Below are 21,012 nucleotides of genomic sequence, written 5' to 3' on the forward strand. Positions count from 1 at the left end.
GTCCATACTTTTCGCGACAGCGGCGGGGCGTGTGAGCGCTACAGTCGCTGCGATGACCACTCCCGCACCGCTGGCCGCTCCGAGCGACGACGCGCTCGACCCCGACGCCCGGCTCGTGCTGGTGGGCAAGCCCGGCTGCCACCTGTGCGACGACGCCCGCGTCGTGGTCGAGCGCGTGTGCGGCGAGCTCGGGGTGCGCTGGCAGGAGCGCTCGACCCTAGAGGACATCACCCTCGAGATGGCGTACTGGGAGTACATCCCGGTCGTGTTCGTGGACGGCCGTGAGCACGCGCGCTGGTTCGTGGACGAGGCGGCTCTGCGCAAGGCGTTGACCCGGTCATGAGCACCTGTCGAGCACCTGACAGCCGCAGCAGAGGACTTTGTGCGGTTCTTCACGAGGACTTAACCTGGAGGAGGCCGCCGCACCCGGCGACGACCTCGGCTGACCCAGCCCCTCCCGGAGGTCCCGCCCCTGTGACGCACGAGCCCGACCGGCTGTCCGACGCGACGGTGCTGCGCCTGCCGACCTATCTGCGGGCGCTGGCCGAGCTCGAGGCGCGCGGCGTCACCTCGGTCTCCTCCGAGGAGCTCGCGGTCCGGTCCGGGGTCAACTCGGCCAAGCTGCGCAAGGACCTGTCCCACCTCGGCTCCTACGGCGTGCGGGGCGTGGGCTACGACGTCCGGGTGCTGGCCGACGAGGTCTCCAAGGTGCTCGGGCTGGCCCAGGTGCGCCCCGTGGTGATCGTCGGCATGGGGCACCTCGGGCACGCCTTGGCCGACTTCGGGGGCTTCGCCACCAAGGGATTCGACGTCGTGGCCTGCTTCGACCGCGACCCCGACATCGTCGGGCGACGCATCGGCGGCCTCGACGTGCACTCGATGGCCGAGCTGCCGCAGGTGCTTGCGCGGGTGGCGCCACGCGGCGACGCCATCGCCGTGATCGCCACGCCGGCCGCGTCCGCCCAGGGGGCGGCCGACGACCTGGTCCTGGCGGGGGTGCGCTCCGTCCTCAACTTCGCCCCCGTCCACCTGGCTGTCCCCCAGGGCACCGACGTGCGTAAGGTCGACCTGTCGACCGAGCTGCAGCTGCTCGCCTTCCACGCCATGCATCGTGACGCCCTGCCCGGTGGTGCCTCCTCCGCCGGCTCCGACCTCTCGACCTCCGAGGTGCCCTCGTGACCCTGCTCGTCCTCGGGCTTTCCCACCGCAGCGCGCCCATCAGTGCGCTGGAGCAGGTGAGCCTGCGCCCCGACCAGATCGACGACCTGCGCGGCCGGCTCGTCCTGGGTCAGCACGTGCGCGAGGCCGTCGTCGTCGGCACGTGCAACCGCCTCGAGGTCTACGCCGAGGCCGAGACCTTCCACGGTGCCGTCACCGAGATCACCACCGCGCTGGCCGAGGTGTCCGGCGCCGACCTCACCGGTCTGCGTCCGCATCTCTACGTCCACCACGACGAGCGCGCCGTCTCGCACACGTTCCACGTCGCCTGCGGCCTGGACTCGATGGCCCTCGGCGAGGGGCAGATCCTCGGCCAGCTGCGCGGCGGGCTGCGCGCGGCCCAGCACGGCGGCGAGGTGGGGCCGCAGCTCAACTCGCTGTTCCAGCGGGCGCTTCGGGTCGGCAAGGCCGCGCACAGCGAGACGGGCATCGACGACGTCGCCGTCGGCCTGGTCGAGGCCGGCCTGCTCGCCGGCGAGGAGGTGGTCGGCCCGCTGCCTGGCCGGCACGTGCTCGTCGTCGGAGCCGGTGCGATGAGCTCGCTCGCCGCCGCCACCTCCACCCGCCTCGGCGCCGGCACGCTCACCATCACCAACCGCACCCCGCACAAGTCCGAGCACCTGGCTGCCAGCTACGACGCGGACTCCGTGCCGTTCGAGGAGCTGGGCGGGGCCCTCGTCGCCGCCGACGTCGTGGTGACGTGCACCGGCGCGTCGGCGCAGGTCATCAGCGCAGAGCAGGTGCAGCAGGCCCTGGCCCAGCGCCCGGACCGGCCGCTGGTGCTCATCGACCTGGCCCTGCCGCACGACGTCGACCGAGACGTGCTCCAGATCCCCGGTGTCACGCTCGTCGGGCTCGAGGAGCTCGGACTGCTGCTCGCCGGCGACGGCCAGGTGCCGGCGCAGGTCGAGGCCGTGCGCGAGCTCGTGGCCGAGGAGGTCGCCAGCTTCCTCGCCGACCGGCGCCGCCAGGCCGTCGCTCCCACCGTGGCGGCTCTGCGCAGCCGCGCCGCCGCCGTCGTCGAGGCTGAGCTGGAGCGCCTGCGGGCCCGGATGCCGGACCTCGACGAGGCCACCGACCGGCAGGTGGCCCTCACCGTGCATCGCGTCGTCGAGAAGCTGCTCCACGCGCCGTCGGTGCGGGTCAAGGAGCTCGCGGGCGCCGGCGGCAGCGGCGACTACGCCGACGCCCTGCGCGAGCTGTTCGACCTGGACCCCCAGACGGTGGCCGCAGTCTCCACGGCGGACGACGACGCGGCCTACCCACCCGACGCGACCCGCGGGCTCGCCGACCTGGCCGACCTGGCGGATCTGGGCCCCGGGCTGCCGACCACCCTGGCCGAGGCGGTCCGCCGCCAGGCGGCGTCCTGATGGCTCTGCGCCTCGGCACCCGACGCAGCACCCTCGCGACCACCCAGAGCGGTCTCGTGGCCGATCGGCTGCGCGCGCTCGGCCACCAGGTCGAGCTGGTCGAGATCACCACCGAGGGCGACGTCAACACCGGCCCGCTCGCCTCGATCGGCGGCACCGGCGTCTTCGCGTCGGCGATCCGGGCTGCCTTGCTGGCGGGTGAGATCGACCTCGCCGTCCACTCCCTCAAGGATCTGCCGGTCGCCCCGCACGCCGGCCTGGTCGTCGCGGCGATCCCGCCACGGGAGGATCCGCGCGACGCGCTCGTGGCCCGCGACGGACACACGTTGGGGGAGCTGCCGGCGGGATCCGTGATCGGCACCGGCTCCCCGCGCCGGGCTGCGCAGCTCGAGGCGCTGGGCCTGGGCCTGGAGATCACCGCCATCCGGGGCAACGTGGACACCCGGATCCGGCACGTCCACGACGGTCGGTGCGACGCCGTCGTGCTGGCACGCGCCGGGCTGGCCCGGCTCGGGCGCACCGACGAGGTCACCGAGACGCTGGACCCCCTCGTCATGCTGCCCGCTGCCGGCCAGGGCGCGCTGGCCGTCGAGTGCCGCGAGGACGACCCGGTGCGTGAGCTGCTCGCGCAGCTGGACGACGCCGACACCCGCGCCTGCGTCACCGCCGAGCGTGAGCTCCTCTCGGTCCTCGAGGCCGGCTGCACCGCGCCGCTCGGTGCGCTGGCCGAGGTCGTGGAGGACCTCGACGGTGTCGAGCTCTCGCTGCGGGCGTTCGTCGGGGCACCCGACGGGTCTGGCTCGCTGCGTCGCTCGCTGACCGGGCCGGTCGACGATCCGCGGTCGCTCGGCGCCCGGCTCGCTAGGCTGCTGCTAGAGGACGGCGCCGCCGACCTCGTCTCGCCGCCCGTCTCGCCGCCTCGGCCGACCATCCAGGAGCCGCCTGCATGACGACCGCCAAGAGTCGGCGCCGCCGCCGCAGCACCCCCGCACCCACACCTCGCCCGCCCGCCGGCGCAGGGGCGCGCGTCGTGTTCGTGGGCGCAGGACCCGGCGACCCGCGGCTGCTGACGGTCGAGGGTGCCTCGCTCCTCGAGCGGGCGGACGTGCTCGCCGTCGGACCGGGCGCGGGCGACCAGGCTCGTGCCCTCGTGCCCGAGAGCACCCGCGTCGTCGAGGTCGCCGCCGCCGCGGACCTGGTCGACGCGATCGACTCGCTGCAGGACACCCCGGGGGGGCTCGTCGTGCGCCTGCTGAGCGGTGACGGCAGCGCGCTCTCCGATGAAGCGACCACGGTGGCACGCCTCGGCCGGTCGTTCGAGGTCGTGCCGGGCGTGTCGCCGACGACGGCTGTGCCCCTCTACGCGGGGATGCCGGTGCCCGAGCACCTGCGCTCCACCAGCCCGGTGCTCGCCGGTGTGGGGCCCGAGCTCCTCACGCAGCTCGACGCGCTGCTGGCCGACGGGCTCGACCCAAGCACCCCTGTCGCCATCACCGAGCACGGCACGACCACGCGCCAGCGCACCCAGGTGGGCACCCTCGGTGACGCCCCCGGGATGCTCGACGACCTGCTCGGCGACCCGGCCGTCGGGGCGGACGCCGGCGCGCTGCCGCTCGTCGCCGTCGTCGGTCCGGCGGTCGAGCAGCGCCTGGAGCTGTCCTGGTTCGAGACCCTGCCGCTCTTCGGGTGGGACGTGCTCGTGCCCCGCACCAAGGACCAGTCGGGCACGGCGATCGCGGCGCTGGAGGGCTATGGCGCCACGGCCCACGTCGTGCCGACGATCGCCGTCGAGCCGCCCCGGATGCCCCAGCTCGTGGACAAGGCCGTCCAAGGGATGGTGAGCGGGCGCTACGAGTGGGTGGGGTTCACCTCGGCCAATGCCGTGCGGGCCATTCGTGAGAAGTTCGAGTCCTACGGGCTGGATGCCCGCTCCTTCTCCGGCCTGAAGATCGCCGCGGTCGGGGGTGCGACCGCGCGCGCCCTGCAGGAGTGGGGCCTCGCGGCCGACCTCGTCCCGTCCGGCGAGCAGTCGGCCGCCGGCCTGCTGGAGGAGTGGCCGCCGTTCGACGACCTGCTGGACCCCATCAACCGGGTCCTGCTGCCGCGCGCCGACATCGCCACCGAGCCGCTGGTCATCGGCCTGACCGAGCTGGGGTGGGAGGTCGACGACGTCACGGCCTACCGCACGGTGCGCGCGGCGCCGCCGCCCGCGCCGGTGCGCGAGGCGATCAAGTCCGGTGACTTCGACGCCGTCGTCTTCACCTCGTCGTCGACGGTGCGCAACCTCGTGGGCATCGCGGGCAAGCCGCACAAGGTCACCGTCGTGGCGTGCATCGGTCAGGCCACCGCACGCACGGCCGAGGAGCACGGGCTCACCGTGCACGTGATCGCCCAGGAGTCGTCGGCCCAGTCGCTCGTCGACGGGCTCGCGGAGTACGGCTACGGCCTCGCCCTCGAGGCCTACGAGCGCGGCGAGCAGGTGCGCCGGCCGAGCCAGCGGCGCCGACGCCGGCGCGAGACGACCGCCTAGCCGAGCCCCCCAGCCGACCGTCCCACCCACTGCCCAGCCGACCGTCGTCGTCCAAGGAGCCCCCATGAGCTTTCCGGTAGAACGTCCGCGTCGCCTGCGACAGAGCCCCGCCCTGCGCCGGCTCGTCGCCGAGACCCGCCTGCACCCGGCCGACCTCATCCTGCCGGTCTTCGTGCGCGAGGGGATCCACCAGCCCCAGCCGATCGGGTCGATGCCCGGGGTCGTGCAGCACAGCATGGACTCGCTGCTGGACGTCGCGCGTGAGGTGGTGGCCGAAGGCCTCGGCGGCATCATGATCTTCGGGGTGCCCCGTGACAAGGACGCCGTCGGCTCGGGTGCCGACGACCCCGACGGCATCCTCAACCAGGCGCTGGCGCAGGTCAGGGACGTCGTGGGGGACGACACCGTCGTCATGGCCGACCTGTGCCTGGACGAGTTTACCGATCACGGTCACTGCGGTGTCCTCGACGACCGCGGTGCCGTCGACAACGACGCGACCTTGGAGCGCTACGCCGCGATGGCGCTGGCGCAGGCCGATGCCGGGGCCCACGTCCTGGGCCTGTCGGGGATGATGGACGGGCAGATCGGCTACGTCCGCGAGGCGCTGGACGCCGCCGGCCACGTCGACACGGTGCTCCTGGCCTACGCCGCGAAGTACGCGTCGGCGTTCTACGGGCCGTTCCGTGAGGCGGTCGACTCCTCGCTGGTGGGGGACCGCAAGACCTATCAGCAGGACCCGGCCAACCTGACCGAGTCGCTGCGCGAGGTGCGGCTGGACCTCGCCGAGGGCGCCGACCTGGTGATGGTCAAGCCGGCCCTGCCCTACCTGGACGTGGTGCGTGCGGTGGCCGAGGTCAGCGACGTGCCCGTTTCGGCCTACCAGGTGTCGGGGGAGTACGCGCAGATCGAGGCGGCTGCGGCGCACGGCTGGATCGAGCGGGAGCGCGCGGCCCTGGAGGCGCTCACCTCGATCCGGCGGGCCGGTGCCCAGCAGGTCCTCACGTACTACGCGCTCGACGTGCCGCGCTGGCTGTCCTGAGCGGCGCCACCGCTCAGATTCCCCGGCGAATCTCACGCTCCGGACGCCCGCGGAGTTGTACGGTTCGTGATGAACCGTCGTCTGGTCCCGACACCGTCGGGACCAGACGTGGTGGCCCACGACCACCCGCACCACACCTGTGAAGAGGCCCCCGAAGACACCATGACCGGATCGACGACCGGATCGAGCGACGAGGTGCGCTGGCTGACGGCGACCGAGCAGCAGGCCTGGCGGGCCTACCTGCGGGGTCAGCGGCTGCTCGAGGCTGCGCTCGACCGGGACCTGCAGGAGTTCGGGGTGTCGCTGCCGGAGTACGAGATCATCTCGATGCTGTCCGAGCAGCCGGGGCAGCGGCTGCGCATGTCGGAGCTGGCGGGACTGGTCGTGCAGTCGCGCAGCCGGCTCACCCACACGGCCACCCGGCTCGAGCGGCGCGGCTGGGTCGCGCGCCAGCCGGTGCCGGACGACGGCCGGGGGGTCGAGCTGCTGCTGACCGCGCACGGGCTGGAGATGTTGACCGAGCTGGCGCCGCGGCACGTGCGCTCGGTGCGGGAGCACTGGCTGGACTACCTGGACGACGACCTGGTCCGCTCGCTCGCGCAGGCCATGGCTCGGGTCCGCGACGCCAACCACCCCCCGAGCGGGGTGACCTCGGAGGCGGCCGAGCACCGCAGCGCGCAGGGCGCTCCCTGAGGCGAGCCTGATCCTCGTCATCACCCTCGTCATCGCCGGCCCCACTCCCACGTCGGGGTGGTGAGCAGGCCCTGCCCGGCGACGCGGGTCTCGCCGAGGTCCTTGACCAGGCGCACGCGTCGCACGGCCGGGGGCTCGCCGTCGGTGGTCGGCTCATCGTCGTCGTCGCCGCCGTCGTTGTCGGAGGCTGCGGCCAGCCGGTCCACCAGCTCGTCGCTGTGGGTGACCACGACCAGCTGGGTGCGCTGCGCGGCCTCGTGGATCAGGCGGGCGAGCGGGGCGAGCAGGCTGGGGTGCAGGCTGGTCTCCGGCTCGTTGAGCACCATCAGTGGCGGGGGCTCGACGGTGAGCAGCGCCGCGACCCACAGCAGGTAGCGCAGCGTGCCGTCGGACAGCTCGGCGGTGCGCAGCGGGCGCAGCATCCCTGGCTGGTGGAGCCCCGCGTCGAACACACCGTCCTGGGCGGTGATGTGCAGGCGAGCGCCCTCGAAGGCGTCCGCCACGGCCTCGTGCAGGGGCGACCGACCGTCCTCCGCGATCGTCTGCAGGGCCGCCGCGAGGTCCGCGCCGTCGTCGGCGAGCACCCGGGTGCGGGTGCCCACCTGCGGCCGTCGCACGGGGGCGTCGAGGTCGACCCGGAACCCGTCGTAGAACCGCCAGGACGCCAACGAGCGCCGCAGCGCCCACAGCTCAGGGGTGACGACGGGGTCGGCCACCTCGGTGAGCATCGAGCGGTCCGTCGTGAGGGCGAGCGGTGCCCGCTCGAACGTGCCGTCCTCGGCCCGCAGATCGACCCGTGACCAGGCGCGTCGGGCGCAGACGGTGCCGCGTCGCTGCACCGGGCCGGACCAGGCGAGCTCACGCTTGATCTCGGGGTCGCGGTTGAACGCGGTGTCACCCTGCTGGGGGATCCCGAGGTCCACGAGGTAGCCGACGTCGGACCCGGCCACGCCGAGGCGCAGGCTCACCGGCCCGGCGCGCGTGGTGCCCTGGACGGAGCCACCCGTCCGCCGCGCCCCCGCCAGGCTCTCCGGCCCGGCCCAGAGTGCCGAGGACAGCCCGCCCTCGCGGGCGAGCGAGCCGATGACCCGCCCCTGCCCGCAGTCCGCGAGCAGCCGCATCGACCGGTAGAGGCTGGACTTGCCCGTGCCGTTGGCACCCGTGACCACGGTGAGCCGACCGAGAGGCAGCACGACGTCTCGCAGGGACCGGTAGCCGCTCACGGCCAGCACGCTGAACATGGCCGGGACGCTAGCCCGGCCCTCTGACAGACCCCGGCCACGTGGGACGGGTTCGGGTGTGTCAGAGGTCTTTGGCAGGATGGGCCCATGTCCGAGCAGCTGCCGTCCTACCGCTTCGACGCTCCCGCGTCCCAAGCGCTCTTCGACCGCGCCTCCGCGGTGATCCCCGGTGGCGTCAACAGCCCCGTGCGCGCGTTCCGGGCGGTCGGCGGGACGCCGCGGTTCATGGTGTCGGCGCAGGGGCCCTACCTCACGGACGCCGACGGTCGGGTCTACGTCGACCTCGTGGGGAGCTGGGGCCCGATGATCCTCGGGCACGCCCACCCCGAGGTGCTCGCGGCGGTGCAGGACGCCGCGACCCGCGGCTTCTCCTTCGGCACGCCGAGCGAGAACGAGGTGGCGCTCGCCGAGGCCATCGTGGCGCGGGTCGAGCCGGTCGAGCAGGTGCGCCTGGTCTCGAGCGGCACCGAGGCGACCATGTCGGCCCTGCGTCTCGCGCGCGGCGTCACCGGGCGCAGCGTCGTCGTGAAGTTCGCCGGCTGCTACCACGGGCACGTCGACGCGCTGCTCGCGCACGCCGGGTCGGGCGTCGCCACCCTCGCGCTGCCCGACTCCGCCGGCGTGCCCCGCAGCGCCGCGGCAGAGACGATCGTGCTGCCCTACAACGACATCGCGGCCCTCGAGACCGCCTTCGCCGAGCGCGGTGGCGAGATCGCGGCGGTCATCACCGAGGCCGCGGCCGGCAACATGGGCCTGGTCCCGCCGGCGCCCGGCTGGACCGCAGCCATCCGCCGCCTTACCAAGGAGCACGGCGCGATGTTCATCACCGACGAGGTGATGACCGGCTTCCGCGCGAGCGCCGCCGGCTGGTTCGGCGTCGAGGGGGCGACCGAGCACGGAGCCCCCGACCTGTTCACCTTCGGCAAGGTCATGGGGGGTGGCTTCCCGGCGGCGGCCTTCGGTGGCACGGCCGAGGTCATGGGCCAGCTCGCCCCGACCGGCCCGGTCTACCAGGCCGGCACCCTCTCGGGGAACCCGGTCGCGACCGCCGCGGGCCTCGCCACCCTCGAGCGGTGCACGCCCGAGGTCTACGCCACCTTGGACCGGGTCGCCCACACCATCGCCGACGGCGTGGCCACCGAGCTCGACCGGGCGGGTGTCCCGCACTGCATCCAGTGGGCGGGGCCGATGTTCTCCGTCTTCTTCCGCGAGGGGCCGGTGCTCAGCTACGCCGACGCCCAGGGGCAGGACACCGCCGCCTTCACCGCCTTCTTCCAGGCGATGCTGGCCCAGGGCGTGCACCTGCCGCCCAGCGCGTTCGAGTGCTGGTTCGTCTCCGCGGCGCACGACGACCGCGCCGTCGACCACGTCCTGGCGGCGCTGCCCGCGGCGGTCAGGGCGATCACAGACTCGTCTGCAAGGGTGCGCGCATGAGCTCGCGCGTCCGCACCGTGGTCCACCTGATGCGGCACGGCGAGGTGCACAACCCGACCAAGGTGCTCTACGGCCGGCTCCCCGAGTTCCACCTCTCCGAGCTCGGCGTCCAGATGGCCGAGCTGGTGGGCGAGCACCTGAGCGGGCACGACGTCCGGCTGGTGGTGGCCTCCCCGCTGGAGCGGGCGCAGGAGACCGCGGCGCCCACCGCCCGCGCGCACGGGGTGCCCATCCGCACCGACAGCCGGATCATCGAGGCCGGCAACTACTTCGAGGGCGTGCAGTTCGGCGTCGGCGAGGGGTCGCTGCGCAACCCCCGCAACTGGTGGCTGGTCCGCAACCCGCTGCGGCCGTCCTGGGGCGAGCCCTACACGCGCATCGCGGCGCGCATGGTCGCGGCGATCGACGCAGCCCGGGCGCACGCCCCCGGCGGCGACATCGTCCTGGTGTCGCACCAGCTGCCCGTGTGGACGGTACGACGCCACCTGCAGGGCGAGCGCCTCTGGCACGACCCGCGCGACCGCGAGTGCACCCTCGCCTCCCTCACCAGCTTGACCTACGACGGCGACGAGCTGGTGTCCATCGACTACACCGAGCCCGCGGCGTCCCTGCTCCCGGGCGCCAACGCGACGGTGGGCGCATGACCATCCAGAAGGCTTCCGCAGCCCTGCTCGCCCTCGGTGTGGCCGTCGTGCTCACCGGCTGCTCGGAGGACCCCAACTCGGTGTCCGCCCAGGCCAAGTCCGGGGACGAGAAGGGTTACATCACCACCGACGGCACGATCGAGACCCTGCCGGTCGACAAGCGAGGTGCTCCGGTAGACCTCGCCGGCACCACGCTGGACGGCAAGACCTGGTCCCTCGCGGACCAGCGCGGCACCGTCGTGGTGCTCAACGCGTGGGCGTCGTGGTGCCCGCCGTGCGAGGCCGAGCAGCCCGACCTCACCAAGGTCTGGGACCAGGTGCAGGCGGCCAAGAAGCCGGTGCAGTTCATGGGCGTGGTCTGGCGCGGCGAGTCCACCGAGAACGCCCTGACCTGGTCGAAGGAGAAGAAGGTGACCTACCCCTCCCTCGCCAACGACGGCCGCACCATCCTCGCGCTCGGGGGCAAGGTGCCCTCGCCCCCGACGACGATCGTCGTCGACAAGCAGGGCCGGATGGCCGCGCGCATCCTCGGCCGCACGACCGCGACGACCCTCTCCGACGTCATCGACGACGTCATCAAGAGCAGCTAGTGCTCCTGTCTGCCGGCCAAGACGTGGTCGCGAACGGCACCTTGCCGGTCGCGGTCCTGCTCGCCCTGCTCGCCGGGGCGATCTCGTTCGTCTCGCCGTGCGTGCTGCCGCTCGTGCCCGGCTTCCTCGGCTACGTCACGGGGATCTCGGAGGTGTCGCTGCAGGAGCGGCGCCGCTCCCGGCTGGTGCTGGGGTCGGTGGGCTTCGTCCTCGGTTTCACCGCCATCTTCGTGCCGGTCGTCGTCCTGTTCACCGCGCTCGGCAACCTGGTCGAGGAGCGGCACTCGCTGCTGCTGCGGCTGGCCGGAGTGTTCGTCATGGTGTTCGCGCTGGTCTTCGCCGGCTGGGGCGGGCGCCTCGGCGCGCAGCGGGAGGTCACCGTGCGGTGGCGCCCCTCCGCAGGCCTCGCTGGGTCGCCCCTGCTCGGCATGGCATTCGCGCTCGGCTGGACGCCCTGCATCGGCCCGACGCTCGCCGCGGTCATCGCGGTCGCGCGCCCGTTCGACGGGTCCTCGGTGCCGCTGGCCCGGGCGATCACCCTGGGCATCGCCTACTGCCTCGGGCTGGGGGTGCCGTTCGTGGTGATGGCGCTCGCCTACGCCCGCGCGCTGCGCGCCTGGTCGGCGCTGCGCCGGCACCAGCGCACCCTGCAGCTCGTCGGCGCCGGGCTGCTGTTCGTCCTCGGACTCCTCATGGCCCTCGGGGTCTGGGAGCAGCTCATGACCGCGGTGCAGACCCGGTTCGGCGGAACGGAGTGGATCTTGTGAGGCGGCACGGCTCGAGCACGAAGGACCCGGCGGCTCACGAGACTCCCGCGGCTTCCGGGACCACGGAGACCCGCCGCCCCGACGACGTCCAGCAGCCCGACATCGGGGTGCTCGGCCTGCTGCGGTGGGCCTGGCGCCAGCTGACCAGCATGCGCACGGCGCTGTTCCTGCTGCTGCTCCTCGCGGTGGCCGCCGTCCCCGGCTCGGTGTGGCCGCAGCGCTCGGTCGACCCGGTGCGGGTGCGCACCTACCTGCAGGAGCACACGACGGCCGGGCCGTGGATGGACCGGTTGCGGCTGTTCGACGTCTACTCCTCGCCGTGGTTCGCCGCGATCTATCTGCTGCTGTTCATCTCCCTCATCGGCTGCGTGCTGCCGCGCTGCCGGGTCCTCTGGCGCGAGACCCGCGGCGGCCCGGTGCGCGCCCCGCTGCGCCTCGCTCGGCTGCCCGAGCACCGCGAGGTCGAGGTCGCCGCCACCCCCGAGCATGCCCTCGAGACCGCGCGTCGGGTCCTCGGCCGGCAGCGCTTCCGGCTGCGGCCGGCCGACACCTCCGTGGACGCGACCGGGGCTCCCGGTCAGGCGACGGCGTACGTGTCGGCCGAGAAGGGCTTCCTGCGCGAGCTCGGCAACCTGGTCTTCCACCTGGCCCTCATCGGGGTGCTGATCGGTGTCGCCGTCGGCCACCTGTGGGGCTGGAAGGGGGACGTCATCGTGCCCGCGACTCGCACCTTCGCCAACTCGATCTTCTCCGACACCCAGGGCTCGTTCGACACTCTCGCGGCCGGCCCGCTGGTTGACCTCGAGGACCTGCCGCCGTTCATCGTGCGGGTCAACGAGGTCAATGTGGCCTTCGAGACCGGCGCGGGCGGCTCGCAGTTCGGGCAGCCGCGCTTCTTCGACGCCAGCGTGACGACCCAGGACTCGCCGACGGCAGCCCCGCGCAACCAGGTCATGTCGGTCAACAACCCGCTGCACTTCGGCTCGACCTCGGTGTTCCTGCTCGGCAACGGCTACGCGCCGGTCATCACGGTGCGCGACAAGACCGGCAAGGTCGTCATGCGTGAGCCGGTCGTCTTCCGGCCGCAGGACAACAACTACACCTCGACCGGGGCGGTGAAGGTGCGCGCCACCTCCCCGCAGCTCGGTTTCGAGGGCATCTTCGCCCCCACCATCAGCGACCAGAACCTGCGCGCCAACCCGGTCTCGGACTTCCCTGGGCCGGCCCTGCCGGGTCTGCTGCTCACGCTGTGGCAGGGCGAGCTGTTCCCCGACGGAGCCCCGCAGTCGGTCTACGCGCTGGACACCTCGAAGATGACCCAGCCCAAGACCGCGGCCGGGCTGCCCGTCCGCATCGCGCTGCGGCTCGGCGAGACCAAGGCCATCGCGGGGGACCGGGGCACCGTCACGTTCGAGTCGCTGCCCCGCTTCGCGGGCCTGAGCGTGCGCTACGACCCGGGCAAGGAGCTCACCCTGGCGTGCTCCCTGCTCGCCCTCGCGGGACTCATCGCGTCGCTGACGATTCGGCGTCGCCGAGTCTTCGTGCGCGTCCGAGAGCAAGACGGACGTACCCTGCTGATGGTCGGTGGTCTCGCCAAGGGCGAGGACGTGCGTCTCGGCGACGCCGTGGACCGCGTGACCGAGTCGATCCTTGAGGAGCTGCCGCGCCATGAATCCTGAGACTCTCGCGTCCTATTCGAACCTCTCCGTGTACGCCGCGATGCTCGTGGTGATGCTCGCCATGCTCGCGTTCGTCGTAGACCTCGCGCAGACTCGCGTGCGCACCCTCCACGACGCGTCCGTGGCCGACGCGACCGCGGCCGACGCGTCCGAGGCACCCGCGCCGGTGCTGGCCAACGCCTCGAGCGGCGCGAGCGTCGGGGCTCGCCCGAGCTCGGCCCGCGCTGCATCCGACGCGACCAACCCGGCCGACCCGTTCTACCCAGCCGGTCCGGTCGACGACGGGACGGCGGCGCCGGTCCGACGCCAGTGGGCCGGCATGGGACTCTCGCTGTTCTCCCTCGGCACCTTGCTGATGCTCGCAGCGGTCGTGCTGCGCGGCCTGTCGGTCATGCGCGCCCCCTGGGGCAACATGTACGAGTTCCTGCTCACCGGCACCATGGTGATCGCGCTCGTCTTCACGATCCTCGCGATGACCCGCGACCTGCGCTGGATGGGCAGCTTCGTGTCCGCGGTCGTGCTGCTCATGCTGGGCATGTGCCTCGTGGTCTACACCGACGCCTCGCAGCTGATGCCCGCCCTCAAGTCCTACTGGCTGGTCATCCACGTGTCCGTCGCGTTCGTGTCCACCGCCCTGTTCACCATCGGCGCGATCGCGGCGGCGCTGTTCCTCTTCAAGGACGCGTCCGAGTCGCTCGGTGTGGTGCCGACGAAGGGCCTCAAGGGCAAGCTCTACGCCGCGACGCCGTCGGCCAAGGCGCTGGACCGGTTCTCCTACTCACTGCACATCGCGAGCTTCCCGCTGTGGACCTTCACCCTGATCGCCGGCGCCATCTGGGCCGAGAACGCCTGGGGGCGCTACTGGGGCTGGGACCCCAAGGAGGTCTGGACGTTCGTGATCTGGGTGGTCTACGCGGCCTACCTGCACGCGCGCGCGACGACCGGCTGGAAGATCCGCTCCGCGACCTGGATCGCGCTCGCCGGCTACGCGTGCATCCTGATCAACTTCTTCGTCGTCAACAAGTTCTTCGTCGGCAAGCACTCGTACTCGGGAATGTGATCCAGATGGCCCCTGCCCTGCGCTACACCCTGCTGCGGTTCGCCCTGTTCATCGGCTGCTGCGGACTCTTCTGGCTGCTCGGCCTGCGGGGTCTGGCGCTGATCGTCGTGGGTGGCGTGGCCTCGATGGGGCTGTCGCTTTGGCTGCTGCAACGCCCTCGGGACGAGCTGTCGGCGCGCATCGACGAGCGCGTCCAGCACCGCACGGCGGTCAAGCGGTCGCGCTGGGCCGCCCAGATCGACGCCGACGCGGACGCCGAGGACGCCGAGGTCGGCCGCGACGACCGGGGGCCGCGCGAGTCGCGGTCCTGAGGACGGCGGTCCTGAGCGTCGCGGTCGTTCCCCAAGGAGTGGCCGCGCTCAGCCCAGCGCCAGGCCGATCGCCAGCAGGAAGCCGTAGGCCAGGCAGGTGATCCCCGTCCCGGCCAGCACCGGGATCAGTTCTCGACCGATCGCGCCGGACAGCACCGTGCGCGTCGGCGGCACCGCCGCCAGCAGCCCGACCAGACCGAGCAGCGCGTACGGGTGGCCACCCACCGCCGCGAGGACCGCGGCCAGACCGGCCACCGCGACCAGCCCCACGTAGAGCATCCGGGTGCCTCGGTCGCCGAGCCGCACCGCGAGGGTGTGCTTGCCGGACACGGAGTCGCCCGGGATGTCGCGCAGGTTGTTGGCGACCAGCACGGCCGTGATCAGCGAGCCGATGCCGACCGCGCCCATCCAGGTGCCGAGGTCGGCGCGGTGCACCTGGGTGGCGGTGGTGCACACGACCGCCACCAGGCCGAAGAACACGAAGACGAAGACCTCGCCGAGCCCGGCGTAGCCGTAGGGGTGCTTGCCGCCGGTGTAGTACCACGCGGCCAGCACGGCCGCGATGCCGATCGGGAACAGCCAGAAGAACGCCGACAGCGCCATCAGCGCGAGCCCGGCGACCGCTGCCAGCCCGAAGCAGGCGAACGCAGCAGCCTTGACCTGGCCCGGCTGCGCCAGCCGCTGCCCGACCAGCCGCACCGGCCCGACCCGGCGCTCGTCGGTGCCTCGGATCCCGTCGGAGTAGTCGTTGGCGTAGTTCACGCCCACCTGGAGGAACAGCGCCACCAGCAGCGCGAGCAGGGCCAGCGCCGCATCGGCGTGACCGAGACCGTAGGCCGAGCCGGTGCCGATCACGACGGGCGAGACGGCGGCTGGCAGGGTCCTGGGGCGCGCGCCCTCGATCCATTCCGAAAGCGTGGCCATGCCGGTCATTGTGGCTGATCGGAGGCTCGGGACGACGCAGCCGCCCACGTCGGCGGGGGCGTGTCCGGGGGTCTGCTGCCTGTCCGGGCTGCAGCGTCGGGCAGCAGCGTCGGGCTGCAGGGTCGGGCCGGTGCGGGTCAGCCGAAGCGCCGCGCCAGCGCCGCCCGGTCCGGCTTGCCCGGCCCCCGCAGCGGCAGCTCGTCCAGCACCAGCAGCCGTTGCGGCAGCGCGTGAGGCGGGAGCGCCTCCCGCAGGAGCTCGCGCAGCTCGGCCAGGTCCGTCGCTCCCTCGGCCGTCGGGTCCACAGCTGTCGCGTCCACAGCCGTCGCACCCTCGGTCGGTTGCTGCAGCACCACGGCTGCGGCCACGGCCTCACCCCACTGCGGGTCGGGCAGGCCGACCACGACCACGTCGCGGACCGCGGGCCAGGCTGCGGTGATCGCCTCCTCGACCACGGACGGCGCCACCTTGTAGCCCCCGGTGTTGATCAGGTCGTCCGCGCGCCCGAGGATGCGCAGCCGACCGTCGGCCTCGATCGAGCCGAGGTCGGACGTCCGGAACCAGCGTCGCCCTGCCCCGTCGACGCGGAACGCCTCGTCGCTCAGCTGCGGCAGCCCCAGGTAGCCGTGCGCCACGCACGGGCCACCCAGGCTGACCCGGCCCTGCTCGTCCAGCGCGATCTCCATGTCCGGCAACGGGATCCCGTCGTAGACGCACCCGCCGGCGGTCTCGGTCATCCCGTAGGTCTGGACCACCCGAAGGCCTTCGCGCAGCGCCCGGGCGCAAAGGTCCGGGCGCAGCGCCGCACCGCCCACGAGGATCGCGTCGTAGCGCGCACCGGCCGCCCGGCCCACCGGCGAGTCGAGCAGGCGCACCAGCTGGGTCGGCACCACCGAGGTGTAGAGCCGGTGGCAGCCCCCAGCGCGATCGGTGGCCGCCGCGAAGGCCGCGGCGGTGAACGGACCCTCGGGGAGGGCTACCGGATCGGTTCCGGCGAGCACCGAGCGAGCGAGGACCTGCAGGCCGGCGATGTGGGAGGCGCCGAGCGCGAGCACCCAGGTGCCGTGCCCACCGAGAGCCTGCGCGGTCGCCTCGCCGGAGGCCCGGAGCGCAGCCGCGGACAGCAGGGCGCGCTTGGGCGACCCGGTCGAGCCCGACGTCCCGACCACGAGAGCCAGGTCGTCGGGCGCGCTCGGCACGGACGCGGGTGGTTCGTCGCCCGAGCCCGGCGGGCAGAGCGCCGGTCCGGCGCCGCTCAGCGCGTCCCGCAGCGGACCGAGGTCGGCCACGACCTCGGCGAGGGTGGCGTGGGCGGGCGGCCAGGCGCGTAGCTTCACCGCGCCAGGGTAGTGCGCCGGCCGTCGAAGCCAGCCTGGCCGACCGGCCCGACCTCGTCGAGACGACAGATCCCGGACACCGTCTCGGCGTGTCGTGTCCGACATGTGCACTCTCGATGACTGCCCTGGCCTGCGGCGGGGAGGCTGTGATCGGATGGAGCCATGAGCGAGCAGACGGGTCAGCACACCGACGGGACCACCCAGGGCGACCGGCGACCGGTGGCCGTGGTGACCGGGGCGAGCAGCGGCATCGGCGAGGCGTCGGCGCGGCAGCTGGCGGCGGCGGGGTTCGACGTGGTCTGCGCCGCTCGGCGCACCGAGCGGATCGAGGCGTTGGCGGCCGAGATCGGCGGCCGCGCGGTGACCTGCGACGTCACCCAGGTCGAGGACGTCGAGCGGCTGGCCCGCGAGGCCGGCGACCAGGTGGACGTGCTGTTCAACAATGCCGGGGGTGCTCTGGGCACCGAGACGATCGCCGAGGCCGACCTCGAGCACTGGCGCTCGATGTACGAGACCAACGTCCTCGGTGCCCTCGCGGTGACCAAGGCCCTGCTGCCGGCGGTCAAGGCGGCGCCGGCCGGGCTCGTGGTGTTCCTGACCTCGACGGCGGCGCTCAGCACCTACGAGGGTGGCGGTGGCTACGTGGCGGCCAAGCACGCCGAGCGGGTCATCGCGGACACGCTGCGCCTCGAGGCGGTGGCCGACGGGGTGCGGGTCAGTCACATCGCGCCCGGCATGGTCAAGACCGAGGAGTTCTCCCTGGTCCGCCTCGGCGGCGACGCCGAGGCCGCCGAGAAGGTCTACGCCGGAGTGCCCAACCCCCTCACGGCCGACGACATCGCCGACGTCGTGACCTGGATCGCGACCCGCCCGCCGCACGTCAACATCGACCAGGTGACGATCCGCCCCCAGCCGCAGGCGTCGAACTACAAGGTCCACCGCGTGTGAGCGGCGCGGGCCCGCCTCGACGGGCGCGGACCCGCCCAGACGGGCGGCGTCCGACGCGACCAAGGCCCGCGGCGTCAGGCCTCGAGCGCAGCCGGCCCGGTGGACTCCTCGGCGAGCTTCTTGACGGCGAGCAGCATGTCGCGGCTCATCATGAAGGACACCGGCTCGACGACGTACGGCCCACCAGCGAGCTTCTTGACCAGGCTGTCCCCGTGCAGGAACGCTGTCCGCTCGATGAGCCTGGTGCGCCCGTGGGGGAGAGCCCGCAGGTGGTAGGACCACACCGTCTGCGCCAGCGGGTTGTCCTCGGGGATGCCGACCAGCACCAGGCGCTCGTCGCTGACCAGCTCGGCGACCTGCAGCGGCGGCAGCTGGTTGTGCAGCCAGACGTCGGCACCCACGGCGACCTCGTCCCGGTCGGTCCGCATGACCTGGTAGCCCTGACCGTGCTCGGCCACCAGCCCCGTCATGAGCTCGTGCGCCGAGAACCCCTTGCGACCGTGCCCGATCTGCAGCACCCACGGCCAGACCTGGTCGGGCGTCGCCCAGATGGTCACCGCGCGGGTCGACTGCCAGGAGATCTCCAGCAGCAGGTCGTCGCCGGGCAGCTGCTCCTCCACCTCGCGCGCGGTCGCTCCCCAGGTCCGGCGCTCCTGGCTGTGCAGCGGGCCGGTCGCCAGGTGGGCCGCCAGCCGTGCCGCCCCCGCGATGTTGCCCTTGATGTCCCCGAGGCCCATGGGCACAGACTACGTCGGGTGGCTGGACGTCGCCTCCACGTCAGCGGTGACCGTCCTCACGCTCGTGGTGGGTGCGAGGTGCTGGCTGGGTGCTGCCTCTCTGAGGTGCTGTCGCTGGGCTTCCGGCCACCTGCGCGAACGCCGCCAGCTCGGCGCTGGTCGGTGCGGTGGCCGAACCCCGGCGGGTCACCGACCAGGCCGCGGCGAGCCCGGCACGGTCTACGGCAACCTCGGCCGGTAGCCCCTGCGCCAGCAGCGCGATCAGCGCACCGGTGTGGGTGTCGCCTGCGCCGGTCGTGTCGACCGCCTCGACAGGCGGCACCGGCGCGTGGTGGGTCGCGTCCGCTCCGCCCACGGACGAGGTGGCCCGGTGCAGCCAGGCGCCTCGGGCCCCGTCCCGGGCGATGACCATGGCCTGGCGAAGGGGACGCTCGGCGCCCGCCAGCCGCGCCAGCAGCGGCTGGTCCGGGTCGTCGGGGGTCCGGTCGGCGAGCAGCGCCAGCTCGCGCGCGTTGGCGGTGAGCACGGTGGTGCGACGCAGCACGCGGTCGAGCAGGTCGGGGTCGATCTGGTCCACCAGGGGTCCGGGGTCGAGCACCAGGTGGGTGGGCGCCACCCGGTCCAGCCAGTCCGCGATCGTCGGCCCGCTGACCGGGTAGAGCAGGTCGTAGCCGCTGAGGTAGACCCAGTCCGTGGCCCGCACGTCCACGGCACCCAGGTCGGTGGGCCGCAGCAGGCTCTCGACCCCCGGGCTCGTGACGAAGGTGCGCTCGCCGTCCGGCTCCACGAACCCCACACAGCTGCCCGAGTCGGTCGGCTGGTAAACCTTCCGCACCATGACGTCGGCGACCTCGACCAGGACCTCCGCCCCGATCTCGGCCAGGGCCGCCCGGATCCGTGAGCCCGTCGGGCCGGAGCCGACGCGGCCGGCGAGGGCTACGGCCAGGCCGAGCCGGTGGGCGGCCACCAGCACGTTGTAGCCCCCACCGGCCTGCGCCACGAGCGGTCCGGCCAGCACGTCGGCACCCTTGGTCGGCAGGTGCGGCACCTCGGTCATCAGGTCCACGATCACGCTGCCCACGAGCACGAGCCGGGCCGGCTGCTCGGGCGGCTGGTCGGCCGGCTGGGCGAGGGGCTTCGTGAGGCGCTGGGGGAGCGGTTGGTCGGCCGCCCGGTCCCGCAGGGTCAGCAGCTGCTGGGCGAGCCGGTCGAGGTGCAGCTCGGGATTGGCGGCGGCGAGCTCGCGCACCGCCTCGACGGGGAAGGCACCCGCCCCGTGGGTCGCCCCGAGGATGGCGCCGGCCATCGCGGCGATGGTGTCGCAGTCGCCGCCGAGAGCCGCCGCCGCGCAGACGCCACCCCAGGGGTCGTCCGCGTAGAGCAGGGCCACGGCGCAGGCCGCGGGCACCGCCTCCTGGGTCGCGACGCCGGTGCCGACGAGCCGTGCGACGGTGTCCAGCACCTCCTCGCGCACGTCCTCGCCATCCGCGCGTCCACCGGCGGCAGAGTCGGCCACCGAGTCGCCCACCGAGTCGCCCAGCCTGGCGCGCACCAGGTCGAGCGCCCACGCTATCCGGGCGGCCACGTCGGCGCCGGCCGTCGCGTGCCCGTGCTCGGCCCCCGCCTCGGCCGCAGCCATGGCCAGGTCCAGCGCCTGCTCCACCGACGCGCCGTCGATGCCGGCGCTGACCGCCGCGGCGATCGCGCCTGCACCCGCGTTGGCGATCTGGGTGTCGTGGGTGAGCCGGTCGACGTCGGCCACGGCGGCCACGAGCGTCTCCAGCGGGGCCGGGGGACAGGCGATCCCCACCGGCGCGACGCGCATGGCCGCGCCGTTGGTGTCACCCCACCGACCGGTCTGCTCGACCGGCGTCCCGGCGGCGAGGGCCTGCACCGCCCGCATGGTCGACGGTCCGAGCAGGTCCAGCGAACCCTGGGCCTGCATCGACGCGTGCCAGGCCAGCAGCCGCCGGCCGAGCTCGGCCGGGTCCACCAGCCCGCCGCCCGCCACCAGCAGCTCACCCACGATGACCGCCTGGTCGGTGTCGTCGGTCACCCGCCCCGCGGGGGTCCCGCGGCTCACCGGGTTGTCGTCCGGGGCCGGGTAGAACCGGTCGATCCGGCCCCAGCGCTCGCGCACCAGGGCGCGGGGCAGCAGCTGGGTAGGCATCCCCAGGGCGTCGCCGAGGGCGAGCCCGAGCAGTGCCCCGTGCGCCCGATCGGCTCGGCCGGCGGGCTCGACGCCGAAGGGGTCCGTCGGTGCGGTCACGAGGGCAGCCCATCGCATCGGGGGGTCGGGGTCAAGGCTCAGGGTCAAGGCCGGCGCTCCGGAGCAGCAGGCCGACATCACGGACCGGCGTCACGCACCGGCGTCAGACACCGGCAGCAGACGCCTGCGTCACGTTCTGGTGATGCCTGGGCGGAGTGGGGTCGACGGCCGCACCCGGGCTGTTAGCGTCGGACCCACCATTGGTGCGGGGACCCCCGCAT

Annotated in this window: 20 protein-coding genes; 15 read left to right on the forward strand and 5 right to left on the reverse strand. The window is 73.4% G+C overall.

Translation table 11 applies throughout. From position 1 onward, the window contains the following. The first annotated feature begins 52 nt into the window (after positions 1 to 52). The 7 genes from MM440_RS07775 (at position 53) to MM440_RS07805 (ending at position 6,850) form a co-directional block, all read left to right on the forward strand. On the forward strand, positions 53 to 343 hold the full coding sequence (locus MM440_RS07775) for a glutaredoxin family protein (protein ID WP_241443742.1): 291 nt from the start codon (positions 53 to 55) through the stop codon (positions 341 to 343). Positions 344 to 474: 131 nt separating this feature from the next. Next, positions 475 to 1,179, forward strand: coding sequence for a redox-sensing transcriptional repressor Rex (locus MM440_RS07780; RefSeq protein ID WP_241443743.1), 705 nt, complete (start codon positions 475 to 477; stop codon positions 1,177 to 1,179). Next, a complete protein-coding gene (locus MM440_RS07785) occupies positions 1,176 to 2,588 on the forward strand; it encodes a glutamyl-tRNA reductase (protein ID WP_241443744.1) in 1,413 nt (470 codons plus the stop codon). Before MM440_RS07780 ends, MM440_RS07785 begins: the two co-directional genes overlap by 4 nt. After that, on the forward strand, positions 2,588 to 3,538 hold the full coding sequence (hemC, locus tag MM440_RS07790; RefSeq protein WP_241443745.1) for a hydroxymethylbilane synthase: 951 nt from the start codon (positions 2,588 to 2,590) through the stop codon (positions 3,536 to 3,538). Before MM440_RS07785 ends, hemC begins: the two co-directional genes overlap by 1 nt. Beyond that, entirely contained in the window at positions 3,535 to 5,118 is a 1,584-nt protein-coding gene (locus MM440_RS07795; RefSeq protein WP_241443746.1) for a bifunctional uroporphyrinogen-III C-methyltransferase/uroporphyrinogen-III synthase, read from the forward strand. The genes hemC and MM440_RS07795 overlap by 4 nt, the downstream gene beginning before the upstream one ends. Positions 5,119 to 5,182: 64 nt before the next feature. Beyond that, positions 5,183 to 6,157 carry a porphobilinogen synthase gene (hemB, locus tag MM440_RS07800; RefSeq protein ID WP_241443747.1) on the forward strand — a complete coding sequence of 325 codons (975 nt, stop codon included), beginning with the start codon at positions 5,183 to 5,185 and terminating at the stop codon, positions 6,155 to 6,157. A 162-nt stretch (positions 6,158 to 6,319) separates the two neighbouring features. After that, positions 6,320 to 6,850, forward strand: coding sequence for a MarR family winged helix-turn-helix transcriptional regulator (locus tag MM440_RS07805; RefSeq protein WP_241443748.1), 531 nt, complete (start codon positions 6,320 to 6,322; stop codon positions 6,848 to 6,850). 29 nt (positions 6,851 to 6,879) lie between these two features. Here MM440_RS07805 and MM440_RS07810 read toward each other — a convergent pair whose 3' ends face one another. Next, entirely contained in the window at positions 6,880 to 8,091 is a 1,212-nt protein-coding gene (locus tag MM440_RS07810) for an AAA family ATPase (RefSeq protein WP_241443749.1), read from the reverse strand. A gap of 87 nt (positions 8,092 to 8,178) precedes the next feature. On the opposite strand from MM440_RS07810, the gene hemL reads away from it, so the two are divergent. The 7 genes from hemL to MM440_RS07845 are packed head-to-tail and all read left to right on the forward strand — an operon-like array spanning position 8,179 to position 14,576. After that, positions 8,179 to 9,525: a glutamate-1-semialdehyde 2,1-aminomutase gene (hemL, locus tag MM440_RS07815; RefSeq protein WP_241443750.1), complete on the forward strand. Its 1,347-nt coding sequence runs from the start codon at positions 8,179 to 8,181 to the stop codon at positions 9,523 to 9,525. Next, on the forward strand, positions 9,522 to 10,169 hold the full coding sequence (locus tag MM440_RS07820) for a histidine phosphatase family protein (RefSeq protein ID WP_241443751.1): 648 nt from the start codon (positions 9,522 to 9,524) through the stop codon (positions 10,167 to 10,169). The genes hemL and MM440_RS07820 overlap by 4 nt, the downstream gene beginning before the upstream one ends. Further along, positions 10,166 to 10,759 carry a TlpA family protein disulfide reductase gene (locus MM440_RS07825; protein WP_241443752.1) on the forward strand — a complete coding sequence of 198 codons (594 nt, stop codon included), beginning with the start codon at positions 10,166 to 10,168 and terminating at the stop codon, positions 10,757 to 10,759. The genes MM440_RS07820 and MM440_RS07825 overlap by 4 nt, the downstream gene beginning before the upstream one ends. Then, entirely contained in the window at positions 10,759 to 11,526 is a 768-nt protein-coding gene (locus MM440_RS07830) for a cytochrome c biogenesis CcdA family protein (RefSeq protein ID WP_241443753.1), read from the forward strand. Before MM440_RS07825 ends, MM440_RS07830 begins: the two co-directional genes overlap by 1 nt. Next, positions 11,514 to 13,205 (forward strand): cytochrome c biogenesis protein ResB, encoded by a 1,692-nt coding sequence (gene resB, locus MM440_RS07835; RefSeq protein WP_241443754.1) that lies wholly within the window; start codon positions 11,514 to 11,516, stop codon positions 13,203 to 13,205. Before MM440_RS07830 ends, resB begins: the two co-directional genes overlap by 13 nt. Next, the gene (ccsB, locus tag MM440_RS07840) at positions 13,195 to 14,265 is read left to right on the forward strand and encodes a c-type cytochrome biogenesis protein CcsB (RefSeq protein WP_241443755.1); all 1,071 of its coding nucleotides are present in this window, start codon (positions 13,195 to 13,197) and stop codon (positions 14,263 to 14,265) included. Before resB ends, ccsB begins: the two co-directional genes overlap by 11 nt. Before the next feature lie 5 nt (positions 14,266 to 14,270). Beyond that, on the forward strand, positions 14,271 to 14,576 hold the full coding sequence (locus MM440_RS07845) for a DUF4229 domain-containing protein (RefSeq protein WP_241443756.1): 306 nt from the start codon (positions 14,271 to 14,273) through the stop codon (positions 14,574 to 14,576). Between the two features lie 48 nt (positions 14,577 to 14,624). Here the strand turns inward: MM440_RS07845 and MM440_RS07850 are convergent, their stop codons facing one another. Further along, entirely contained in the window at positions 14,625 to 15,500 is an 876-nt protein-coding gene (locus MM440_RS07850; RefSeq protein WP_241443757.1) for a 1,4-dihydroxy-2-naphthoate polyprenyltransferase, read from the reverse strand. Between the two features lie 137 nt (positions 15,501 to 15,637). Further along, positions 15,638 to 16,837, reverse strand: coding sequence for an AMP-binding protein (locus tag MM440_RS07855; RefSeq protein WP_241443758.1), 1,200 nt, complete (start codon positions 16,835 to 16,837; stop codon positions 15,638 to 15,640). A 162-nt stretch (positions 16,838 to 16,999) separates the two neighbouring features. Here MM440_RS07855 and MM440_RS07860 point away from each other — a divergent pair, with 162 nt between their 5' ends. Continuing rightward, a complete protein-coding gene (locus MM440_RS07860; RefSeq protein WP_241443759.1) occupies positions 17,000 to 17,785 on the forward strand; it encodes an SDR family oxidoreductase in 786 nt (261 codons plus the stop codon). Between the two features lie 74 nt (positions 17,786 to 17,859). Here the strand turns inward: MM440_RS07860 and MM440_RS07865 are convergent, their stop codons facing one another. Both MM440_RS07865 and MM440_RS07870 read right to left on the reverse strand, forming a co-directional pair. Beyond that, positions 17,860 to 18,522 carry a hypothetical protein gene (locus MM440_RS07865; protein WP_241443760.1) on the reverse strand — a complete coding sequence of 221 codons (663 nt, stop codon included), beginning with the start codon at positions 18,520 to 18,522 and terminating at the stop codon, positions 17,860 to 17,862. A 40-nt stretch (positions 18,523 to 18,562) separates the two neighbouring features. After that, entirely contained in the window at positions 18,563 to 20,791 is a 2,229-nt protein-coding gene (locus tag MM440_RS07870) for a PfkB family carbohydrate kinase (RefSeq protein WP_241443761.1), read from the reverse strand. Between the last annotated feature and the right edge of the window lie 221 nt (positions 20,792 to 21,012).

This window comes from Arsenicicoccus piscis (assembly GCF_022568835.1).
GTDB lineage: Bacteria > Actinomycetota > Actinomycetes > Actinomycetales > Dermatophilaceae > Arsenicicoccus > Arsenicicoccus piscis.

Bases quoted from the DNA above. Each gene is read 5' to 3' on its own strand.
- MM440_RS07860 (WP_241443759.1), top strand. From the start codon at position 17,000: ATGAGCGAGCAGACGGGTCAGCACACCGACGGGACCACCCAGGGCGAC.
- ccsB (WP_241443755.1), top strand. From the start codon at position 13,195: ATGAATCCTGAGACTCTCGCGTCCTATTCGAACCTCTCCGTGTACGCC.
- hemB (WP_241443747.1), top strand. From the start codon at position 5,183: ATGAGCTTTCCGGTAGAACGTCCGCGTCGCCTGCGACAGAGCCCCGCC.
- MM440_RS07825 (WP_241443752.1), top strand. From the start codon at position 10,166: ATGACCATCCAGAAGGCTTCCGCAGCCCTGCTCGCCCTCGGTGTGGCC.
- MM440_RS07850 (WP_241443757.1), bottom strand. From the start codon at position 15,500: ATGGCCACGCTTTCGGAATGGATCGAGGGCGCGCGCCCCAGGACCCTG.
- MM440_RS07775 (WP_241443742.1), top strand. From the start codon at position 53: ATGACCACTCCCGCACCGCTGGCCGCTCCGAGCGACGACGCGCTCGAC.
- hemL (WP_241443750.1), top strand. From the start codon at position 8,179: ATGTCCGAGCAGCTGCCGTCCTACCGCTTCGACGCTCCCGCGTCCCAA.
- MM440_RS07845 (WP_241443756.1), top strand. From the start codon at position 14,271: ATGGCCCCTGCCCTGCGCTACACCCTGCTGCGGTTCGCCCTGTTCATC.
- MM440_RS07805 (WP_241443748.1), top strand. From the start codon at position 6,320: ATGACCGGATCGACGACCGGATCGAGCGACGAGGTGCGCTGGCTGACG.
- MM440_RS07865 (WP_241443760.1), bottom strand. From the start codon at position 18,522: ATGGGCCTCGGGGACATCAAGGGCAACATCGCGGGGGCGGCACGGCTG.
- MM440_RS07810 (WP_241443749.1), bottom strand. From the start codon at position 8,091: ATGTTCAGCGTGCTGGCCGTGAGCGGCTACCGGTCCCTGCGAGACGTC.
- MM440_RS07795 (WP_241443746.1), top strand. From the start codon at position 3,535: ATGACGACCGCCAAGAGTCGGCGCCGCCGCCGCAGCACCCCCGCACCC.
- MM440_RS07820 (WP_241443751.1), top strand. From the start codon at position 9,522: ATGAGCTCGCGCGTCCGCACCGTGGTCCACCTGATGCGGCACGGCGAG.
- hemC (WP_241443745.1), top strand. From the start codon at position 2,588: ATGGCTCTGCGCCTCGGCACCCGACGCAGCACCCTCGCGACCACCCAG.